The organism is Oryzibacillus soli (assembly GCF_051594765.1).
In the GTDB taxonomy this organism is placed as follows: Bacteria; Bacillota; Bacilli; order Paenibacillales; family NBRC-103111; genus Paenibacillus_AR.
This window is the reverse complement of sequence record NZ_JBPPGJ010000010.1, coordinates 223,617-244,593: the sequence shown is the minus strand read 5'-3', so window position 1 is coordinate 244,593 and position 20,977 is coordinate 223,617. Positions and strand designations below refer to the sequence as shown.

Here is a 20,977-nt window from a genome sequence, read left to right as displayed (position 1 = left end):
CTCCATGCTTCTTGATACGCCGAACGCCCCGTGCGAGGGACATCGCACGGGGCGTTCTTTGTAGTTGTGGCCTCTTAGCCCAGACCCATCAGCTCCAGGAAGCCTTCCACCAGGTCGGGGTGGTAGCTCCGTCCCTTGTTGCGGATCAGCTCGTCGGCAGCATCCTGCTTGGACAAGCAATCCCGGTAGCTGCGCTTCGAGGTCATGGCATCGTAGGAGTCCACCACCCGGATCACCGCCGAGGAGAGAGGGATCTTCTCTCTGGCGATACCGAAGGGATATCCGGTGCCGTCCCAGTTCTCGTGGTGGTGGAGCACCCCACGGGTCAAGACACATTCGGGATCCAGAGGCTCGATGATCTTGGAGGAGATGACGGGGTGGCGCCGGATGTGCTGGAATTCCTCCCCGGTCAGGGGCCCCTCCTTGAACAAGATCGTATCCGGTACCCCGATCTTTCCGATGTCGTGGAAGAGGCCCACCAGACGGATCTCCTCGCAGGCGCGGTCGGAGAGGCGCAGCGCTTTGCCGAGATCAAACCCCAGGCGGCTGACCCGGGAGGAATGTCCTTTGGTATAAGGGTCCTTGGCCTCCAAGGTATTGATCAGAGACTCGATAAATGCCAAAGGCACGTTCATCATCCATAATCCCTTCAAATCGAATAATGGTGGTGCTTGGGGAGGCTGATCTTGAACAGGGTTCCGTTGGCTCCGGTCCGGAGCAGATCGATGGTTCCCCCGTGGGAGTTGACGATCCGCAGGCTGATAGACAGCCCCAACCCCATTCCTCCGGGCTTGGTCGTCTCGAACGGCGTAAACATATTGGCCCGGATATGCTCGGGAATCCCGTCGCCCGAGTCCTCGATGTGAATGCAGTAGTTGTTGTTCTCCTCGAACAGCTCCAGCTGGATCAGCCTCCTCGGATTCCCCTCCGGTATGGCGTCGATGCCGTTGTGTATCAGGTTGATGATGACCTGACGGAGCTTATCCTTATCTGCCGGGATGGAGGACGCCCGGGTATGATTTTTCAGCTGCAGCAGGATATCCTTCTCGGAGGCCTTCAGACCGGCCATGGATATGGTTTCCTTCAGCACTTCATTCAGATCGGTGTCGGTAATGGACAGCTTGCCGCTCTTGATGAAATCGGTGAAGTTCAAGATTACGCTGTGCAGGTGGTTGGAGGCCATTGTAATGTTCTCCACCATTTCGGCGGACGTCGGATTAAGCTGTTGGGAGCGGGGAAGAATCTCCGAGAAGCCCTTAATGATGCTGAGCGGATTCTTCAGCTCATGGATCAGTCCCGAGGTGGTGAACTCCAGATTCTCGGTATTCGTCTTGCGCAGCTGGATCGTATTCATCTCCTTCGTCAGGTTCCGGTGCATGTGGATGTACACCATGAAATTCAGAAGAGAGAAGATCATGACGGCCACCTGTCCCGAGAAAACGAAGGTGCTGATCTTCAGATTCAACAGCCCGACCATGTACGTCACGAAGTACGAGATGATGAAGAACACGAAGAAATGCTTCAGATGCCGCTCCTTGATCTTGAAGCTGACCGCAAAGGCGACGACAATGCTGAAGATGATCAGCCGGATGTGCCAGTTGAACAGGCCTGCATAAGGGCCGTAGACCGGATACATCACCGTCACCCCGTCGGTGCTCAGCACCGCCTTCAGGTGGGAGAAGTTGCCCTGGGTCCAGTTCAAGACGTACACGACGAGGCTCCAGGCAAAATACAGGATGACCGCGTACCGGTTCATCAGAAGACGGATGAGGCAGTTCTCCTTGCCGGCGGATGATTCCCAGAAGGCGACGTAGCCGACATAGAAGAACACCGGCGGAAGCATGACCGAGCCGATCCGGAAGAGCCGGAACAGGAATTCGATCGTACTGGTGCTGAAGAGGGAGGAAGAATAGAGCACGCTAACGTCCAACTGCCAGATGGAGATACAGAGAAGGAAGAGGACGATCGAGAAGGTGAATTTGGATTTCCCGAACAAGGTGATGATGGAAACCCCAAGGGCCAGAGGAACAATGGCGATGATGGACATCAGGATGAAGTTCATGGCCGGCTCACGATCAGGCTGTTATTATTGCCTCCGTACCCATGGGAGGTGACCAAGACATGGCGGACGTGCTGGTGCTGGCATTCGGTGATAATCGGCATGTCTTCGAAGCCTTCTTTCGTCGTTTTGATGGTGGGGGGAATGAAGGAATGCTCCAGACTCAGCACGGAGGAGATGGTCTGAAGCACCGGACTGGTTCCGAATGCGTGACCGTACATCCCCTTGATGGTCGTAAAGGGCACCTGATGGCCGAACAGCTCCCGGGAGAGCCGGAGCTCGATCCCGTCGTTAACGGACAGTCCCAAGGCCTGGCTGTTCACATAATCGATCGTTCGTCCCTCGGCGACGAGGGACGTATTGCGGAGCATGCTGTCACCCGAGGCATCGCTCAAGTGAATGGATACCGTATCATTATTGACCGCTGCATCGGATAATAACGCCCGGATGGGTGCCTGGCGGCTCTCGGCGTGGGACCGGGCCTCCAGGATCACCACCGCAGCCGCCTCCGCAATGACGAAGTCGTCGTTTCCGCGGCTGAAAGGGTTTCCGGTTTTCTCCGGCGAGCAATCCAGGGTAATGGCCCGCTGCTTCAGGAAGCTGGCAATGGCCGAGTGGCAGAGCGGCGTCTCCGAGGCTCCGGTCACGCACAGGTCGAATACCCCCGCCTCGATCAGCCGCTTGGCCAGATACAGGCTGTCGTTGCCTGAGCAGCAGCCGTTGCTGATGGTGAAGACCTCCTGGCTTAGGCCGAAATGGCTGGCGACCGAGGAGCTTAAGCTGTGAATATTGGTCAGCCCTGCGTTCTTGAGCGGAACCGACCGAAGATCGTTGGCTCTGTAATGGTAGGAGGTCATCTCCGCCTCGGGCAAGCCGCCGGTGCAGGTACCGAGAATGACTCCGATCCGGTATTGAGCCGGATTCTCCAATCCGGCCGACTCGAAGGCTTCCTGAGCGGCATGGAGAGCGAGAAGACTGCTGCGGGGATAGTGCTTGAGCCTCTTGCCCTGGAAGGTCTCCAGGGGCTCGTCCACCACCCCACAGACCAGAGCCTCCCCGCCGGGACCTATGCCTGCAACGGATTCGTGCGTGCGCATGCCTTGCTGCAGAATCTGGAGATAATCCTGCACGCGGGATGTTTGTGGCGCTTTGACGCCGTATCCCGTAATGACGGCTTGCCGGTTGCCCATGTGAAACTCCTCCAATATGTTATCACGTCAATGATACGAAAGTCACACCTAATCAAAAGAGTACCGTATTTTGTCGAACATCCATAGTGGAAACTTTTTGAACCCGCAAATCCGGGCGTATAAGCGAATACTACGGTTGTTATTACAGGAGAGGAATGGGCGGGATGGACATGAAGAAGGTCTATGTAGTGGAGGATACGGAGATGATGAGGTTCCTGTACGAGTTCCATCTGGGGCAGATTGGCTGCACCGTATCCTTCTACACCAACGCCGGGGACTTCTACGCCGCGGTGAACCGGGGGGCGCCCGATCTCGTCATTCTGGACTATAAGTTGAAGGGCGGGGATAACGGCTTGGCCGTTCTTCGCCGGATCCGCTCCGACTGGGAAGCGGTCCCGGTGATCATGGTCTCCGGTCAGCTTGACGAGGAGGCCCGTCAGTCCCTGCAGAAGCTGGGGGTGGCGGGGGTCCTCGACAAGCCGGTGGATACCGATCTACTAATAAATACGGTCGAAAAATGCCTTCACCGGCAGGAGCCGGCGCGTAAGCCCCTGATCCTCGTCCTGGAGGATACCGAGCAGATGTACCGCCTATATAAGATCTGTCTTACGCCCCGGTTCGAAACCCTGCACTGCCGCAGCGCAGCGGAGCTTAGGGAAGCCGCCCAGGACGGGCCGGTGCGTCTCGTCATTATGGATTATTATCTTCATGGCCCCAACGAGTTCGACGAGCTGCTGAAGCTTGTTCAGGAGCAATTTCCCTGCGCGGTCCGGGTTCTCATCTCCGGACATGTGGCTACCTTGGACCTGAAGACGAAGTACAAGCACGATTTTGCCGCTATCTGGTCCAAGCCATTGGAGAACGTCCAGGAGCTTCCGGAGCTGCTTGGCGGGCTGCTGGTCCAGAATAGCCTCTAACCTGTGCAGCGTCCTTTGTCTCCGCCTTCCTCCGGTTTGCTGAAGGGCATTCGGCCCTGCGCCGCTTCGCCTTTACTTCCAAAACTCACTTGGCTATACTTAAATTTAATGGATGCAGCAGTCCGAATACAATAAAAGGTTTTTACAGCCGGAGGTGCCTTTCAATGGGCAGGAAAAAGCGTGTGGCGGCTCCAGAAGACCGGAAGATCATTGCTCTGCAGATGGATGCCACGTTCTTTTTCGAGAGGGCGGTTCGCTCCCTGGACCGTTACAGGTACGACAAGGCCATCAAATATTTTCGCCGCGCCTGCGATTACGAGCCGGAGAATCCCGTCAACCATTGCAACCTGGCGGGCATTCTGTCCGAGGTGGGCAAATATAACGAATCCAACCAGATTCTGCAAAAGATTGTCGATGAAGTCGACCCATCCATGACGGAATGTTACTTCTATATGGCGAACAACTTTGCCAATATGGAGGACTTCGAAGCGGCGGAGAAAGCGATCATCCACTATCTGGAGCACGATGAGGAAGGGCAGTTCCTGCAGGAATCCGAGGAGATGATGGAGTTCCTGAGCTGTGAGCTGGAGCATCCGGCCGAGCCGGCCACCATTAAGAGCCGGGAAGGGCTGTTCGAGCATGACAAGGCCCGCTCCCTACTGGAGCAGGGACAATTCGGAGAAGCGGTCAAGCAGCTGAAGAAGCTGATCAAGAAATATCCCGATTTCCTCGCAGCCCGCAACAATCTGGCCTTGGCCTATTATTACATGGGTCACTTTGCCAAGGCGATGGAGACCATCCATCAGGTGCTGGAGCAGGAGGAAGGGAATTTGCATGCCTTGTGCAACCTAGCCATCTTCTATCAGCATCTGGGCGAGAAGGAGAAGCTGGGGCGGCTGACGGGACTTCTGCGCAAGACCTATCCCTACCATCAGGAGCATGTGTTCAAGCTGGCCACCACCATGGGCATCCTGGGTGAGCATGAAGCGGCCTACCTGCTGTTCCGACGGATCCTGAAGTCCGGGGCCTGCGGAGCCGAGGGGGATCCCTGCCTCTACCACTATCTGGCCGTCGCCTGCGCCAATACGGACCGGTATGCGGAGGCCGAGCGGCATTGGCGGGAGACCGCCAAGCTGGACCCCAAGTCGGAGGTGCCGGCGTTCTATCTGAATCTGATGGAGAAGCGCCGCACGATGGCCCCTCCGGAGCGGTCATACCTGAGCTACCATTATCATCTGCCCTTCGAGGAGCAGTTCCGGGCCATCGGGCAGTCGGCTGTGGAGGACCCCCTCCCCGACAAGATCCGCAAGGATCCCCTGGTCCGGTCTTCCTTCTTCTGGGCGCTGCGCCACGGGGATCTCGAGACGAAGCTGCAGGTCATCCAGGCCTTCGGCCTGATCGGAGACCAGGAGGTCACCGAGGCGCTGCTGGAGTTCCTGCTGGACCCGGAGGAGAACGACTACCTGAAGCGGTTGGCCATGTTCGTGCTCCGGCATATCGGCTGGACCGAGCCCTTCCGGGTGGTTATGGACAAGGAAGTTCTGACCGCCGACCCGAGGCCTTACGCACCGGCCCTGCCGGAGTGGGAGGAGAGCTGGAGCGGGGTGCTCCGGTTGGCCTTCGCCAGCATGAACAAGCGCTTCGATCTGGTGCAGCAGCACGATCTGGAGACGCTCTGGATCGAGTATCTGTCCCGGGTGCATCCCAAGAAGCCCCGGCTGCAGAAGCCGGAGGGCTGGGCTGCGGCCCTCGAGTACCTAACGGCCAAGATGCACCGCCGGGCCGTGACTTACGAAGAGATGGCGGTCCGGTACCAGATCTCACCCAACACCATCCGCACCTGCGTCAAGCATATAGATGACGCCTGCAAGCTCCGGGAGAAGATGAACGCCATCTTCTCCGGACCGCCAACCGATGAAAGTGAACCATCCCAATAGAAACCACCGAACCGAAGGAGGATTTTCCCCCATGTACAAGAGCATCGTTATCGGCACAGGCCCTTCCGGGCTGACCGCCGCCATCTATCTGGCCCGTGCCAACCTGAGCCCGCTGGTCATCGAAGGCCCCGAGCCGGGCGGCCAGCTGACCACCACCACCGAGGTGGAGAACTTCCCGGGCTTCCCCCAAGGGATCATGGGACCGGAGCTCATGGATAACATGCGCAAGCAAGCGGAGCGCTTCGGCGCCCAATTCCGCACCGGCTGGGTGAACAGCGCCGAGCTGTCCCAGCGTCCGTTCAAGCTTCATCTGGAGGGCGGCGAGGTGCTGGAGGCGGAGACCATTATCATCTCCACCGGCGCTTCCGCCAAGTACCTGGGCATTCCGGGCGAGCGTGAGAACGTAGGACGCGGCGTCAGCACCTGCGCTACCTGCGACGGCTTCTTCTTCCGCGGGAAGAAGATCATCGTGGTGGGCGGCGGCGACTCCGCCATGGAGGAAGCCAACTTCCTGACCCGCTTCGCATCCGAGGTGAAGCTGGTGCACCGCCGCGAGGAGCTCCGCGCCTCCAAGATCATGCAGGACCGGGCCCGTGAGAACGCCAAGGTGGCTTGGGGCTTGAACCGTACGCCGCTGGAGGTTGTGGCCGGCGAGAAGGGCGTAACCGGTCTGAAGGTGAAGAACAACGAGACCGGCGAGGAGGAGATCCTCGAGACCGACGGCATCTTCGTCGCCATCGGCCATACCCCGAACACCAAGTTCCTGGGCGGTCAGATCGAGACCGACGAGATCGGCTACATCAAGGTGAAGCCGGGTACCTCCGAGACCAACATCCCCGGCGTCTTCGCTTGCGGCGACGTGCAGGACCAGCGGTACCGGCAGGCGATTACCGCAGCTGGCAGCGGCTGTATGGCGGCTCTCGACTGCGAGAAGTTCCTCGAGGGCAGCAGCGTGCATGACTGGAGCAAGTCTCTCTAAGAAGTCCGGACCCCCTGGCGAATGGCTTTCGCGGGGGGTTTTTGCCGTCTGCCGGGGCACGCCCGGGCGGAGCTAACGTGTCTTGACCTACAACACCCCATGCCGTATAGTTGGAAAAGAAGCAAACTAAATGAGTTCGAGGTGACATTTCGATGTCGGAAAAGATTTATGTCGGCGTGGATTTGGGCGGTACCGCTATCAAAGTAGGGATTTGCGACGCCGAGGGAAACCTGAAGCAAACCTACGAAGGACCGACGAAGGCGGAGGAAGGCGCGGAAGCCGGAATGGAGCGGATCGCACAGTATGTGCGCACCGTGGTGGAGCAGTCTCCGTACCAGTGGGAGCAGGTGGCGGGCGTTGGCGCCGGCATAGCCGGATTTCTCGACATCCCGAAGGGGTTCATCAAGTTCTCGAATAACCTGGGCTGGCGCAACATTCATGCCAAGCAGATACTGGAGCAGAAGCTGGGCGTACCGGTCCAGATCAACAACGATGCCAACGTAGCTGCCCTCGGCGAGGCTTGGGGCGGCGCAGGCAAGGGCATTCCGAACTGCGTGGCGTATACCCTCGGCACCGGCGTAGGCGGCGGCATCATCATTGGCGGCCGTATCTACGAGGGCTTCGGCGGTATGGCCGGCGAGCTGGGCCATGTGTCCATCGTGCCGGATCTCGAAGCGATCAACTGCACCTGCGGACAGAAGGGCTGTCTGGAGACCGTTTCTTCGGCCACGGGCATCGTCCGTATGGCGAAGGACGCCGTCGAGCGCGGCGACCGCACCTCTCTGGCGCTGATCGAGAATATTACCGCGAAGGATGTATTCGACGCGGGCAAGGCCGGGGATGAGGTGGCTCTGCGCATCATCAACCGGGCGGCTTATTACCTGGGCCGTTCGATGGCCTCCATCGCCGTGGTGGTGAACCCGCAGCGCTTTATCGTAGGCGGCGGCGTATCCAAGGCAGGCGACATTCTGTTCGATCCGATCCGCGAGATCTTCAAGAAGTATACCCCCGAGCATGCCCAGACCGGCGTCGACATCGTGCCGGCTACACTCGGCAACAACGCCGGCATCGTAGGCGCCGCAGGACTCCTGCTCTAATAAACATAACGAACGAAGGGAACCGAAAGGGGCCCATCCAGCATACAAATAGATGGAACGGGATGGAAGGACGGTGTAGATCGCCATGGAAGAACGGTTGGAGCGCGCACTGCTCGTGATCATAACGGGCATGTCCGGCGCCGGCAAAACCATAGCGGTACAAAGCTTGGAGGATCTGGGTTTCTTTTGCGTAGATAATCTTCCTCCCGTACTGATTCCCAAATTTGCGGAGCTGATTCAGCAGTCCAACGGCAAGATCGGCAAGGTGGCGCTGGTGATCGACCTTCGGGGCCGGGAATTCTTCCAGGCCTTGTCCCAGTCGCTACAGGACATCCGGGACAATTACACCCTGACCTACGAGATCCTCTTCCTCGATGCGACGGATACCGTGCTGGTGCAGCGGTACAAGGAAAGCCGCAGAAGGCACCCCTTGGCGCCGGCGGACGCTCCCCTGGAAGGCATCCAGCAGGAGCGCAAGCTGCTGGAGGAGCTGAAGGGGCACGCGAGCCAGGTCATCGACACGAGCAGTCTGAAGCCGGCTCAGCTGAAGGAGCGGATCATCGCCCGATTCACCCACCTGGATCAGAACAAGCTGAACCTGAACGTCATCTCCTTCGGATTCAAGTATGGCGTTCCGATCGACGCGGACTTGATCTTCGATGTCCGTTTCCTGCCGAACCCCCACTACGTGGAGGCGCTGCGTCCGAACACGGGGCAGGATCCCGACGTGTACGAATACGTCATGAAGTGGTCGGAGACCCAGGAGTTTCTGACCAAGCTGCTCGACATGCTTCACTTTCTCATGCCGCAGTACCGCAAGGAAGGCAAGAGCCAGGTCGTGGTCGGCATCGGATGCACCGGAGGCAAACACCGTTCCGTTGCCATCGCGGAGTACTTGGGCCGCGTCATGGGGACGAGCGAAACGGAATCGGTGCGGGTAAGTCATAGGGATTCCGAACGGGATCGCAGATAAGAGGGTGGAAGCATGAAGCCAAACATCAAGAAGGAGCTGCCCCGCATTGTCGTGATCGGGGGCGGAACGGGCTTGTCGGTGATGCTCCGGGGCTTGAAGGAGAAGCCGCTGGACATTACCGCCATCGTCACCGTGGCCGATGACGGAGGCAGCTCCGGCATCCTGCGTTCCGAGCTGCAGATGCCGCCGCCGGGTGACATCCGGAACGTATTGAATGCGCTTGCTGATGCCGAGCCCATGATGTCCAAGATGCTGGAGTACCGTTTTACGGCAGGAAATGGATTAGCGGGACACAGCTTGGGCAACCTAATTCTCGCCGCAATGAACGATATTACCGGAGACTTCGTATCCGGCATCCGGGAGCTGTCCCGGGTATTGGCCGTTCGGGGACAGGTGCTTCCGACCGCCAACCAGGCCATTGTCCTGAAGGCGGAGATGACCGACGGCACGGTGGTCGAAGGGGAATCCAAGATCCCGAAGGCCGGGGGGCGTATCAAGCGTGTGTTCCTGGAGCCACCGGACGTGGATCCGCTGCCGGAAGCGCTGGAGGCCATCCGGGAGACGGACGCCATCCTGATCGGTCCGGGAAGCCTCTACACGAGCATCCTGCCGAACCTGTTGGTGCCCGGAGTCTCCCAAGCTCTGGTCGAATCCGATGCGGTGAAGATCTTCATCTGCAACGTGATGACCCAGCCCGGAGAGACCGACGATTATTCCGTCAGTGATCACTTGAAGGCCATTCATGACCATGTGGGGCATCATCTTTTCGATTATGTGATTGTGAACAACGGCGAGATTCCGCCCCAGGTGGAGTCGAAGTATGCCGAGCAAGGCTCCAAAGCGGTCCATCTGGACCTGGAGGAGGTCAAACGGCGGGGCTATCAGGTCATAGCCGACCGTCTCGTGCTGTTCCGGACCTTTCTCCGGCACGACGCGGAGCGGTTAAGCCATCATATCTATCAGCTGGTTGAAGGCTGGATGTCAAAGAAGAGGTGAGGGCTATGTCCTTTGCGGCTCAAACCAAGAAGGAATTAACGCTCATGGAGGCGGAGGCCTGCTGCGAGAAAGCCGAACTCTCCGCTTTGATCCGGATGAACGGATCCGTACAGCTGTCCAGCCAACGGATCATTCTCGATATCTCCACCGAGAACGCGGCCATTGCCAGGCGGATCTATTCGCTCCTGAAGAAGACGTACCAGGTTCACATCGAGCTTCTGGTCCGCAAGAAGATGCGGCTGAAGAAGAACAACGTGTACATGGTTCGGATTCCGACCCGGGTCCAGGACATTCTCACGGATCTCAAGATCGTCTCCGAGGGGTTCCAGTTTACACCGGGGATCGACAAGAGCGTGATTCGGAATCCATGCTGCAAGCGGTCCTACCTGCGGGGGGCTTTCCTCGCCGGAGGCTCGGTGAACAACCCGGAGGGCTCCTCCTATCATCTGGAGATCTCCTCCATGTATGAAGAGCATTGCAACGCTCTGGTGGACCTGGCGAACCGGTTCCAACTGAACGCACGGTGCATCGAGAGGAAGAAGGGCTTCGTCTTCTACATCAAGGAAGGTCAGAAGATCATCGAATTCCTGAGCCTGATCGGGGCGCACCAAGCGCTCCTGCGCTTTGAGGATATCCGGATCATGAAGGACATGCGGAATTCCGTCAACCGGATCGTCAACTGCGAGACGGCGAATCTGAACAAGACCATCGGCGCCTCCATGCGGCAGATCGAGAACATCCGCCTGCTTCAGCGGGAGATGGGGCTCGAGAATCTGCCGGAGAAGCTGCGGGAGGTCGCGGAGATCCGGCTCCAGTATCCGGACGTGAATCTGAATGAAATCGGCGATATGCTGAAGGGTAATGTGAGCAAATCCGGCGTAAACCACCGCCTTCGCAAAATAGATGAGTTGGCAGAGAAGCTTCGCCAGCCGTAAGCATTTGCATGAGTTCTAGTGTACTTTGCGGGAAATAATGCTATAATGGTAGAAAAGTGTACGTTTTTTGGAATGAGCACGCAAACGCTTCATCCCATAGTATAGATGAAATAATGTTATTTAGGGGGTATTGGTTCATGTCGAGGCGTCCCGTCGTCGTCAAGTTGAAAACAGGTCTTCATGCTAGGCCTGCAGCCTTATTCGTCCAAGAAGCTAATAAATTTTCCTCTGAAATATTCGTGGAGAAAGACGATAAGAAAGTGAATGCCAAGAGCATCATGGGGATTATGAGCTTGGCCATCAGCACCGGTACCGAAGTCCACATCAGCGCCGAAGGCACCGATGCGGAGCAGGCGGTCAATGCGCTCGTAGCCCTCGTCAGCAAGGAAGAGCTGGAGAATCAATAACACGAGAAGCGATCGATGCTTCAACCAAAACCGACCGAAGGCTTCCTGATAAGGAAGCTTTTTTGTTTTGGTTGGGCAATTCCAATAATCTGGGAAAAAATACGCAACCTTTCCCGCTGCCCCGCGTCTATGTTCAGTGGAGAGTGGAGAAACCAATATACGGAAGTGAGGAAGACAACCGATGAAGAGACAGAAGAAGCTGCCGGCCTTGGTCCTGGCAGCAGCCTTGATGATGACGGCGGTGGTGCCGACTGCAGGAGCGGTGGGGACCGGTACGCTGCAGGTCAGTCTGGCGGTGGAGAAGCCGGACGTCAGCGTCAACGGGGATGCCCAGAGCTGGGATGTGGTGCCCGTGCTGGTGGGAGATCAAGTGTATGTTCCGCTGCGGCATATCGCCAATACGATCGGACTGCAGCTCCAGTGGAATGCGAAGACCGCCATGGTGGAGCTCATAATCCCGAACGTGAAGGTCCAGTTCGACATCGACCATAACGCGGTATGGATCAATCAGCTGAACCGCCCTCTGGATACGGTGGCGATGATGAAGGATGACCGGCTGATGGTCAAGCTGTCCTGGCTGTCCGAGCTGATCGGGGCCAAGTATACCTATGATGCGGCCTCCAAGAAGATCGACCTGATGTACACCAAGCTGCCCGACGAGATGATCGCCGATGAGAACGAGAATTCGCGGCCGGTAGCCAAGTTCACCTTCGGCAAGACCAGCTATAAGATCGGCGAGCCGGTGAAATATATCGATTTGAGCTACGACCCGGATGCGGAGGGGATCGCCCGGTACGAATGGAGCGGCAAGGAGACCACATTCACCAAGGCCGGAACCTACCGGGTGAGTCTGAAGGTGACGGACCGCAACGGGCATACGAGCCGCTTGTACTCCCGCTATCTGACCGTGACTGACGAAGTGCATGCCAGCCCGTTCCAGACCAAGCTTTATTACACGCCCGAAGGCCAGGCCTTCGATACGAGCTGGTCGGAGCTGTACACCTACATGATGAATCTGCCGCTATTGCCCCGGGAGGTGACGGAGGACCGGACACGGAAGCTGATCTTGAGCGACAGCCCCGAGACGATTAAGGACAAGGGCATTCTGTACCAGGACCGGATCAACGGCAAAGCCCGTCTTTACGCCGATCACGTGAATGGGATGGAGGGCAAGGTCCGCTTCGTGATTATGGCCCGGAACACCAGTCCCGACAAGACCGTCACCATCAAGACCACGAACAAAGGCGAGGTGTACCCGTCCATCTACGCCAACCTGATCGGCCACGAGGCTTCGGTAGACTTTCTGCTGAAGGATCCGGTCCAAGACAAGCCCATTACGCTGGCGCCGAACCAGGGCCTGGCATACGTCCAGATGCCGGACCTGTATCCGGCCCAAGGCATCAACGTCTTCTATGACGTGGAGACCGACGGCGAAGTGGAGTTCTCCTTCCTGGCCCTTGACAGCAGCGTGTCCACGCCGACACCGGCGCTGCTCGGCACACTAAAGCATCTGCCCTTTGCCGGCAACGTCAGAGGCACCTTCCCGGTATCCGATATGACCTGGAAGTCGGACATGTCCAAGGTGAAGTCCCCCGTCCGCATCACCATCGGCGACGGCAAGGAGGATGCCTTCATCAAGGGGTACGATACGGAGCGCAAGTCCGAGGCCTCCAATGACGGCAACTACGGCATGATCTACAACATTGAGCTGCAGAACCCGCCGAAGATGGCGGTCCTGCTTCTCGCCCGCGGAGGACCGTTCAAGGGTCCGTTCAAGCTGAACGGCGAGTTCACCATGGTACCGGATTCCGGTGTCCTGGAGGCCTTCACCCGTGTGCAGGTATTGAAGCGCACCACTGGCCAGGAGGGGAAGCTCAACATCGAATTCACACCGCCCGCCGGCTCCGCTTTCCCTATCGACCTGATCCTCTATCCGTTGGATGATCTGAAGTAAAGCAGCACAAAGAAGCCTCTGCCCCGTTCATAGGGGGCAGAGGCTTCTTATTCGTTATGGGACTATCCCAGCTGCTAAAGCCAAGGCGAACCGCCGCCGCTTAATCGGCCGGACGTGTCTCTCCGAAGAGATAGGCCATGAGCATGTCCGTTAGTTCGCCGATCAACCGCCCCTCCTCAAGGGGGGACTGCTTATGGGCGATCAGGTCCAGAATCCGGCGCAGGGTATAGTAGACAATGGCGGATGCCGCTTCCAGGTCACGGACCTTCAGCTCCTTGGACCATCGCTCCAGGATCGCCTGCGTCATACGGATGCCTTCCCCATGGCCCTCCATGGACAGGAGGCGGATATCCGGATCCGATTGGGACAGTGTCTCCAGATCGGGATTCAGGAAGTCGAACAGATGGTGTGCCTCCAGAATCAAGTGGATGATCCGCAGGGTGGCCTCCCGCTTATCGGCAGGACCGACGGGGATCTGGAGAATGCCTTCCTCGATGACCTGGAAGAACCGTTCCTTGAAGCTGGCCAGCACCGCCAGGAAGATCTCCCGCTTGTCGGGGAAGTACGCGTAGACGGACCCGACCGCCACGCCGGCTTCCTTGGCGATCTCCTTCGTATTGGTATGGTAGTAGCCCTTGGCATCGAACAGACGGGCCGCAGCCTCCACAATCCGCTGCTTCTTCTCTTGGCTGCGCTGCTGGCGGGGCTGCCGGACTTTATCCTGCTCCTTCATCGACATTATTCATCACCTAGGTTCATTGTATACCGGGATACGGGGATGTCAACCGCTCAATATGAACTGAAGTTCAGATTCATCTTGACAAACGTGAACTAAAGTTCATATAATCACAATATGAACTTTAGTTCACGTTTATGTGAAAGGTGGATGCGAATGATGGCAGGATGGAAAAGAGCCGTTTCCTTTACGGCGATTATTTTAGGCTTCTTCATGGCGTTATTGGATACGACCATCGTCAATGTGGCGCTTCCGGAGATGACCAAGCATTTCGGCGCTTCCATGGACGGCATGTCCTGGGTGGTGAACGGGTATAACCTTGCCTTTGCCGTATTTCTCGTGAGCGCCTCCCGGCTGGCGGATCAATTCGGGCGCAAGCGCCTGTTCCTGATCGGTGTATGCCTCTTCGTCATCAGCTCCATCTTGGCGGGCTTATCCACGTCCTTGCCTATGCTCATCGCCTTCCGGGTCATTCAGGGGCTAGCGGGAGCCATCGTCGTGCCGATCACCATTCCCATGTCCATCGGAATATTCTCGCCCAAGATGGAGGGGGCCGTCATCGGGATTTGGGGCGGAATTTCCGGCTTGGCTGCGGCCAGCGGTCCTACCCTCGGCGGAATTCTTACGGATTCGATCGGCTGGTCCTCGATCTTCTTCGTCAACATCCCAATCGGAGCCGTATGCTTGCTGCTGTCCTGGATCATGCTGAAGGAATCCAAGGACCCTACCGCAGGCCGGGTGGTGGACTGGCCGGGGATCGGGTTGCTCTCGGCCGCCTTATTCTGTCTGACGTATGCGCTGATTAAGGCCAACGATTGGGGCTGGGGGTCGGCTGCACTGACCCTTATGATGGGAGGCTCTCTCTTCTTCTTCGTCCTCTTCGTGTGGGTGGAGCGCAAGATCAAGGAGCCCATGCTGCCGCTTGGGATGTTCCGGATCCGAACCTTTAACTGGGGAGCGTTGACCTTGCTTATGACGGGGGCCGGGATCATGGCGGCCAGCTTCCTGATGTCCTACTACCTGACGAGTGTAATGGGGAAGACTGTGCTTGCAGCCGGTATGACCATTTCCGCCATGCCTCTTGCGTCCATGGTGGCGTCCGCGATTGCCGGTCCGTTATCGAATCGGTTTGGAGGACGGTATTTCTCCGCTGCAGGGATGCTGGTCATGTCGGGAGGCGTATACTCCTTCGGGGCGCTTCACCCGGGTTCGCAACAGCTGGAGGTGCTGTGGAGGCTGGCAATGTGCGGGGTGGGATTCGGGCTGGTGATGGCGCCGACAATGGGGGCGGTGATGCGCAATGTGCCGCCGGAGAAGACGGGTATCGCTTCGGGAATCACGAACATGACGCGGGCCCTCGGCTCCGTGCTGGGAGTGGCGCTCTTGGTTACCCTGTTGAACAGTCAGTTGACCGACCACCTCGCGGAAGCCAAGAGAGGGCTGGCGGATGCCATCCGCCAAGAGAACCGGATCACGCCAGAGATTCGGGAGTTGCTGGCGCTCCGGCTCCAAGAGCAGCAGGTCAGCAAGGGGCAGAACGCGGACTTCGCCGCCGCACTGGAGAAGCTGAACGCGGAGCTTGCATCCCGGAAGGAGCAAGCCCTAGCGAGCTTCCCCCCGGAGGGCAGGGATGCAGCCTCCAAGGGCTGGGACAACCAGCTGGAGGCGGTCCGCAATTGGGCCTCGGACATCGGACCCGCCATGAAGGAAGCCTCCTCCGATGCGTTCCGGACCACCTTCCACGCGGCCGGACTGACCTTGATCCTCGGAGCATGGTTCGGACTGTGGTCCGACCGCAAGCGCCGAAGGGCTCAGAACTCCGGCAAGGGAGAATGGCTTCCGGAGCAGGCATAACGCAAAACAAGCCTCCAGGATCCCATAAGGGATTCGGAGGCTTGCTCTCTTTAGCCGGCTGGCTTATTTGGCGCGGACCGGCTCGATGACCTTGTCGATCAGGCCGTACTTCAACGCTTCCTCAGCGCTCATGAAGTTGTCGCGGTCGGTGTCCTTCTCGATGCGCTCGAACGGCTGGCCCGTACGCTCGGAGAGGATCTGGTTCAGCTTGTCGCGCATCTTGATGATCCGGTTGGCGCGGATCTGGATGTCGGAGGCCTGGCCTTCGGCGCCGCCCAGCGGCTGGTGGATCATGACTTCGCTGTTCGGCAGCGCGAAGCGCTTGCCTTTGGCGCCTGCAGCGAGCAGGAACGCGCCCATGGAAGCCGCCATGCCCACGCAGATGGTGGAGACGTCGGACTTGATGAACTGCATCGTATCGAAAATGGCCATACCGGAGGTAATGGAACCGCCCGGCGAGTTAATGTAGAGGTGGATGTCCTTGCCCGGATCCTGTGCATCCAGGAACAACAGCTGGGCGACGATGGCGTTGGCCACCGCGTCGTTGATGCCGCTGCCCAGGAAGATGATCCGGTCCTTCAGCAGCCTGGAATAGATGTCATAGGCTCTCTCGCCCCGTCCGTCCTGTTCTACAACCATAGGGATCAAACTCATGGTACAATTCCCTCCTTAAAATGTTCGTGTATTGTGAATTGTAAAGAACAACACTAGTATAGTCAAACGATGGTGCGATAAGTCCATGATAAGTCAACGAAGGTCAAAAGTCAAGAAAGGTCAAACATGATTTGAAGCTTAATGGACAACGCAAAACGGACATCTCGCGAGAGATGTCCGGTCATAGTCGGTAGTGGCGCACCCGCGAGGAATCGAACCTCGATCTCAGCCTTCGGAGGGCTGCGTCATATCCATTGGACCACGGGTGCGTATGATGCCGTCGAACGCTTCCGTTTTGAGCGGCAAGAGTTATTATATGATAGGTGCAACCAAAAAGCAAGCTTGCATGGGCAAGATTTTTTCGGAGAGGAGAAGAGTACATTCCACCGGGGATTTTTCTTCAATAAACATGCGGTCAATAAAAAAATCTTCTGTCCCACAAAAAAGTCATGAATGAAAGCGATTTACCAACCTTGCTTTTTCTTCCCAAGAGGCATACAATATTACATGGAAGTCGGAAATTTTTTTTGGCCCACGTGGGACTTAACTTGTAAGCGCGGGACGTTTCATGTCCAATACCTTTGCAGGAGTGAGAAGATGAGGTCCGTGCTTGACATTCAAAAGCAGCTTCTGCCGGATTTAATGGACATCATGAGGAAGCGTTACACGATCCTGCAGCACATCATGATCTCCCGTGTGGTCGGAAGAAGAACCCTGGCCTCTTCCCTCGATATGACGGAGCGGGTGCTCCGCAGCGAGGTGGATTTCCTGAAGGCCCAAGGCCTGCTGGAGATCGAAAGCTACGGCATGCGGGTCAGTTCCGCAGGCCAGGAGCTTCTGGAGGCTATGGAGCCGATGGTCCGCGAGCTGTTCGGTTTATCAGAGCTGGAGGACCGGATCCGCGAGCGTTTCGCCGTCGATCAGGTGGTGGTGGTACCGGGAGACTCGGATACGTCGCCCTTCACCAAGATCGCATTGGGACGCGCGGGAGCCGCACAGGTCCGTAAGATGGCTTCGAAGGATGGCGTCATCGCCGTTGCCGGAGGATCGACCATGTCAGAGGTGGCCAACCACCTGACTCCAACGCCGCATCTGAAGGCAAGCTTGTTCGTGCCGGCTCGTGGAGGGCTGGGGGAGAGCCTGGATTTTCAGGCCAACACCATCGCATCGACCATGGCCAAGAAGACCGGCGGGCAATACCGTCTCCTGCATGTGCCGGATCACCTGGGAGAGGAAGCGTATCTGTCCCTGATCCAGGAGCCGAACATCAAAGAAATCATCGGAGTCATTCGCCAGGCCAGAATGCTGATCCACGGAATCGGAGAAGCTAGCCTTATGGCCAAAAGGCGGAAGATCGACCAGGCCACCATTGAGGCTCTGCAGCAGGAGGGCGCCTTGGCCGAAGCCTTCGGGTATTACTTCGACAAGAACGGCACGGTTGTTCACAAGGTGCCGACGGTCGGGCTGAAGCTGGAGGACATCCAGAAGACCGAGGTCGTGATCGCCGTTGCGGGAGGCCGCTCCAAGGGCTCCAGTATCGCAGCCGTCATGAGGTTCGGGCATAACCATGTGCTCGTCACGGATGAAGCCGCCGCCTTTGAGATGCTGAACCACTAGCATGGCAAGAATCCCGTTATCTTGACGTGTTCCTCCCCGGGAACCGTCTTCAAGATATTAAATCCACATTTTTAGGAGGAAGCATCGATGACTGTAAAAGTAGGCATTAACGGTTTTGGTAGAATTGGCAGACTTGCATTCCGTCGCATCCAACAAGTTGAAGGTATCGAAGTAGTAGCCATCAACGACTTGACTGACGCGAAAATGCTGGCTCACTTGCTCAAGTACGACACCACCCAAGGTCGTTTCGACGGTGATGTTGAAGTTCATGACGGATTCTTCAAAGTGAACGGCAAGGAAGTTAAAGTTCTGGCCAACGCTAAACCGGAAGAGCTTCCTTGGGGCGAACTGGGCGTTGAGATCGTTCTCGAGTGCACTGGCTTCTTCGTAACCCAAGAAGCTGCCGAGAAGCACCTGAAAGGCGGCGCTAAGAAAGTCGTCATCTCCGCTCCTGCAACCGGCGACATCAAAACCGTCGTATATAACACCAACCATAACATCCTGGACGGCTCCGAGACTGTAATCTCCGGCGCTTCCTGCACCACCAACTGCTTGGCTCCGATGGCCAAAGTCCTGAACGACAAGTTCGGTATCGTCAGCGGCTTGATGACCACCATCCATGCTTACACCGGCGACCAGAACACCCTGGACGCTCCGCACCGCAAGGGCGACTTCCGCCGTGCACGCGCAGCTGCCGAGAACATCATCCCGAACACCACCGGTGCTGCCAAAGCTATCGGCCTGGTTATTCCGGAGCTGAAAGGCAAGCTGGACGGCGCTGCTCAACGTGTACCGACTCCGACCGGTTCCTTGACCGAGCTGACTTCCGTTCTGGCCAAGAAAGTTACTGCAGAAGAAATCAATGCCGCTATGAAAGAAGCTGCTAACGAGTCTTACGGCTACACCGAAGACGAGATCGTTTCTTCCGACGTTATCGGCATCACCTACGGCTCCCTGTTCGACGCTACTCAGACCAAGGTTCTGACTGTAGGCGAGCAGCAGCTGGTGAAGACCGTTGCTTGGTATGACAACGAAATGTCCTACACTGCACAGCTGATCCGCACCTTGGAACACTTCGCGAAGCTGGCTAAGTAAGATCAACCACATACAGAGCGGAAGAGGCTTCACGCCCTTTTCCGCTCTTCTAAATGCTTAAGCGATGACGAAAGTCCGGTGCTCCAAATTCATGATGCGGAGGTAAGACAATAATGAACAAAAAAAGCATTCGTGATGTGGCCGATCTGGCCGGCAAACGCGTATTCGTACGCGTAGACTTCAACGTACCTTTGGAAAATGGCTCCATCACCGACGACACCCGGATCCGTGAAACCTTGCCGACCATCAAGTACCTGATCGAAAAAGGCGCCAAAGTGATCCTGGCTTCCCACCTGGGCCGTCCGAAAGGCGAGTTCGTGGATGACATGCGTCTTACTCCGGCCGCCAACCGCCTGTCCGAGCTGCTCGGCAAGCCGGTTGTTAAAGCGGACGAAGCCGTAGGCGACGCCGTCAAAGCGAAGATCGCCGCTCTGAACAACGGCGACGTACTGGTGCTCGAGAACGTTCGCTTCTACAAGGGCGAAGAGAAGAACGATCCGGAGCTGGCCAAGCAATTCGCCGAGCTGGCCGATCTGTTCGTGAACGACGCTTTCGGCGCCGCTCACCGCGCTCATGCTTCCACCGAAGGCATTGCCCACTACCTGCCGGCCGTTTCCGGTCTCCTGATGGAGAAGGAGCTGTCCGTACTGGGTAAGGCGCTGTCCAATCCGGAGCGTCCCTTCACCGCCATCATCGGCGGCGCGAAGGTCAAGGACAAGATCGACGTCATCGACAACCTGCTGAACATCGCCGACAACCTGATCATCGGCGGCGGCTTGGCTTACACCTTCCTGAAGGCTCAAGGCTACGAGATCGGCCAATCCCTCGTGGACAACGAGAAGATCGACCTGGCCACCACCTTCATCAACAAGGCCAAGGAGAAGGGCGTTAACTTCCTGCTCCCGGTCGACATCGTGGTAGCCGACAAGTTCGATGCCAATGCCAGCACCAAGGAAGTGGACGTCAACGCCATCCCGGCTGACTGGATGGGTCTGGACATCGGACCGAAGACCCGCGAGCTGTTCGCCAATGCCATCAAGAGCTCCAAGCTTGTGGTATGGAACGGACCGATGGGCGTGTTCGAAATGGATGCATTCTCCAAAGGCACATTGGCCGTTTGCGAAGCTTGCGCCAACACAGCCGGCTACACCGTCATCGGTGGCGGCGACTCCGCAGCAGCTGTTGAGAAGTTCAACATGGGCGACAAGATGGACCATATCTCCACCGGCGGCGGCGCTTCCCTGGAGTTCATGGAAGGCAAGGCTCTTCCGGGCGTCGTAGCCCTGAACGACAAGTAAGAAGCGGCCGCAGGCTGCAAGAACCTTTTATAATAAGGCATTGTGTGTTGGGGGATTGAGGTTTCACACCTTCCGGGTGGCGAGAATTCGCGAGGAAGGGCAGGGTATGTCTTGGCTGCGAGTTTTTTGAAGGTTGGCTACATCATGGTTTACTTCCAATTGAGGCCAATCTTCAAAACGTGTCTGAGTAAGAGCCAAGATATACCCGCCCGGCAAACGATAGAATTTCGGCGCCCGAAGTCAGGTGAACTTCTCTCCCAACACGCAAATGGAATCTGG

Annotated in this window: 18 protein-coding genes and 1 tRNA gene; 13 read left to right on the top strand and 6 right to left on the bottom strand. The window is 57.4% G+C overall.

What is annotated here, in order from left to right; all coding sequences use genetic code 11:
* Positions 1 to 74: 74 nt before the first annotated feature.
* The 3 genes from ACSEXW_RS15780 to ACSEXW_RS15770 are packed head-to-tail and all read right to left on the bottom strand — an operon-like array spanning position 75 to position 3,249.
* On the bottom strand, positions 75 to 638 hold the full coding sequence (locus ACSEXW_RS15780) for an HD-GYP domain-containing protein (protein WP_438447134.1): 564 nt from the start codon (positions 636 to 638) through the stop codon (positions 75 to 77).
* Positions 639 to 649: 11 nt separating this feature from the next.
* Entirely contained in the window at positions 650 to 2,062 is a 1,413-nt protein-coding gene (locus ACSEXW_RS15775) for a sensor histidine kinase (RefSeq protein WP_438447133.1), read from the bottom strand.
* The gene (locus tag ACSEXW_RS15770; RefSeq protein WP_438447132.1) at positions 2,059 to 3,249 is read right to left on the bottom strand and encodes a beta-ketoacyl-[acyl-carrier-protein] synthase family protein; all 1,191 of its coding nucleotides are present in this window, start codon (positions 3,247 to 3,249) and stop codon (positions 2,059 to 2,061) included. The genes ACSEXW_RS15775 and ACSEXW_RS15770 overlap by 4 nt, the downstream gene beginning before the upstream one ends.
* A gap of 164 nt (positions 3,250 to 3,413) precedes the next feature.
* On the opposite strand from ACSEXW_RS15770, the gene ACSEXW_RS15765 reads away from it, so the two are divergent.
* The 9 genes from ACSEXW_RS15765 to ACSEXW_RS15725 all read left to right on the top strand — a co-directional run bounded on the left by ACSEXW_RS15765 (position 3,414) and on the right by ACSEXW_RS15725 (position 13,444).
* Positions 3,414 to 4,166, top strand: a complete 753-nt coding sequence (locus tag ACSEXW_RS15765) for a response regulator (RefSeq protein ID WP_438447131.1) — start codon at positions 3,414 to 3,416, stop codon at positions 4,164 to 4,166.
* Between the two features lie 164 nt (positions 4,167 to 4,330).
* Entirely contained in the window at positions 4,331 to 6,103 is a 1,773-nt protein-coding gene (locus ACSEXW_RS15760) for a tetratricopeptide repeat protein (RefSeq protein ID WP_438447130.1), read from the top strand.
* A 31-nt stretch (positions 6,104 to 6,134) separates the two neighbouring features.
* The gene (gene trxB / locus ACSEXW_RS15755) at positions 6,135 to 7,082 is read left to right on the top strand and encodes a thioredoxin-disulfide reductase (protein WP_438447129.1); all 948 of its coding nucleotides are present in this window, start codon (positions 6,135 to 6,137) and stop codon (positions 7,080 to 7,082) included.
* 152 nt (positions 7,083 to 7,234) lie between these two features.
* Positions 7,235 to 8,179, top strand: a complete 945-nt coding sequence (locus tag ACSEXW_RS15750; protein ID WP_438447128.1) for an ROK family glucokinase — start codon at positions 7,235 to 7,237, stop codon at positions 8,177 to 8,179.
* A gap of 85 nt (positions 8,180 to 8,264) precedes the next feature.
* Entirely contained in the window at positions 8,265 to 9,152 is an 888-nt protein-coding gene (rapZ, locus tag ACSEXW_RS15745; RefSeq protein WP_438447127.1) for an RNase adapter RapZ, read from the top strand.
* A 12-nt stretch (positions 9,153 to 9,164) separates the two neighbouring features.
* On the top strand, positions 9,165 to 10,148 hold the full coding sequence (gene mgfK, locus ACSEXW_RS15740) for a gluconeogenesis morphogenetic factor MgfK (RefSeq protein ID WP_438447126.1): 984 nt from the start codon (positions 9,165 to 9,167) through the stop codon (positions 10,146 to 10,148).
* Positions 10,149 to 10,153: 5 nt separating this feature from the next.
* On the top strand, positions 10,154 to 11,083 hold the full coding sequence (gene whiA / locus ACSEXW_RS15735) for a DNA-binding protein WhiA (protein ID WP_438447125.1): 930 nt from the start codon (positions 10,154 to 10,156) through the stop codon (positions 11,081 to 11,083).
* Between the two features lie 137 nt (positions 11,084 to 11,220).
* The gene (locus tag ACSEXW_RS15730) at positions 11,221 to 11,490 is read left to right on the top strand and encodes an HPr family phosphocarrier protein (RefSeq protein WP_438447124.1); all 270 of its coding nucleotides are present in this window, start codon (positions 11,221 to 11,223) and stop codon (positions 11,488 to 11,490) included.
* A gap of 181 nt (positions 11,491 to 11,671) precedes the next feature.
* A complete protein-coding gene (locus ACSEXW_RS15725; RefSeq protein WP_438447123.1) occupies positions 11,672 to 13,444 on the top strand; it encodes a stalk domain-containing protein in 1,773 nt (590 codons plus the stop codon).
* A gap of 100 nt (positions 13,445 to 13,544) precedes the next feature.
* Here ACSEXW_RS15725 and ACSEXW_RS15720 read toward each other — a convergent pair whose 3' ends face one another.
* Positions 13,545 to 14,183 carry a TetR/AcrR family transcriptional regulator gene (locus ACSEXW_RS15720; protein ID WP_438447122.1) on the bottom strand — a complete coding sequence of 213 codons (639 nt, stop codon included), beginning with the start codon at positions 14,181 to 14,183 and terminating at the stop codon, positions 13,545 to 13,547.
* A gap of 153 nt (positions 14,184 to 14,336) precedes the next feature.
* Here ACSEXW_RS15720 and ACSEXW_RS15715 point away from each other — a divergent pair, with 153 nt between their 5' ends.
* Positions 14,337 to 16,034 (top strand): MFS transporter, encoded by a 1,698-nt coding sequence (locus ACSEXW_RS15715; RefSeq protein ID WP_438447121.1) that lies wholly within the window; start codon positions 14,337 to 14,339, stop codon positions 16,032 to 16,034.
* A gap of 63 nt (positions 16,035 to 16,097) precedes the next feature.
* On the opposite strand, the gene clpP is transcribed toward ACSEXW_RS15715, so the two are convergent.
* Together clpP and ACSEXW_RS15705 are read right to left on the bottom strand one after the other, a co-directional pair.
* Positions 16,098 to 16,688, bottom strand: coding sequence for an ATP-dependent Clp endopeptidase proteolytic subunit ClpP (gene clpP, locus ACSEXW_RS15710; RefSeq protein ID WP_438447120.1), 591 nt, complete (start codon positions 16,686 to 16,688; stop codon positions 16,098 to 16,100).
* A 194-nt stretch (positions 16,689 to 16,882) separates the two neighbouring features.
* A tRNA-Arg gene (locus ACSEXW_RS15705) sits at positions 16,883 to 16,957 on the bottom strand.
* Positions 16,958 to 17,285: 328 nt separating this feature from the next.
* On the opposite strand from ACSEXW_RS15705, the gene ACSEXW_RS15700 reads away from it, so the two are divergent.
* The 3 genes from ACSEXW_RS15700 (at position 17,286) to ACSEXW_RS15690 (ending at position 20,698) form a co-directional block, all read left to right on the top strand.
* Complete coding sequence (locus tag ACSEXW_RS15700) at positions 17,286 to 18,305, top strand: sugar-binding transcriptional regulator (RefSeq protein ID WP_438447119.1); 1,020 nt, start codon at positions 17,286 to 17,288, stop codon at positions 18,303 to 18,305.
* Between the two features lie 87 nt (positions 18,306 to 18,392).
* Entirely contained in the window at positions 18,393 to 19,400 is a 1,008-nt protein-coding gene (gap, locus tag ACSEXW_RS15695; RefSeq protein ID WP_438447118.1) for a type I glyceraldehyde-3-phosphate dehydrogenase, read from the top strand.
* Positions 19,401 to 19,513: 113 nt separating this feature from the next.
* Positions 19,514 to 20,698, top strand: a complete 1,185-nt coding sequence (locus ACSEXW_RS15690) for a phosphoglycerate kinase (RefSeq protein WP_438447117.1) — start codon at positions 19,514 to 19,516, stop codon at positions 20,696 to 20,698.
* Positions 20,699 to 20,977: the final 279 nt, after the last annotated feature.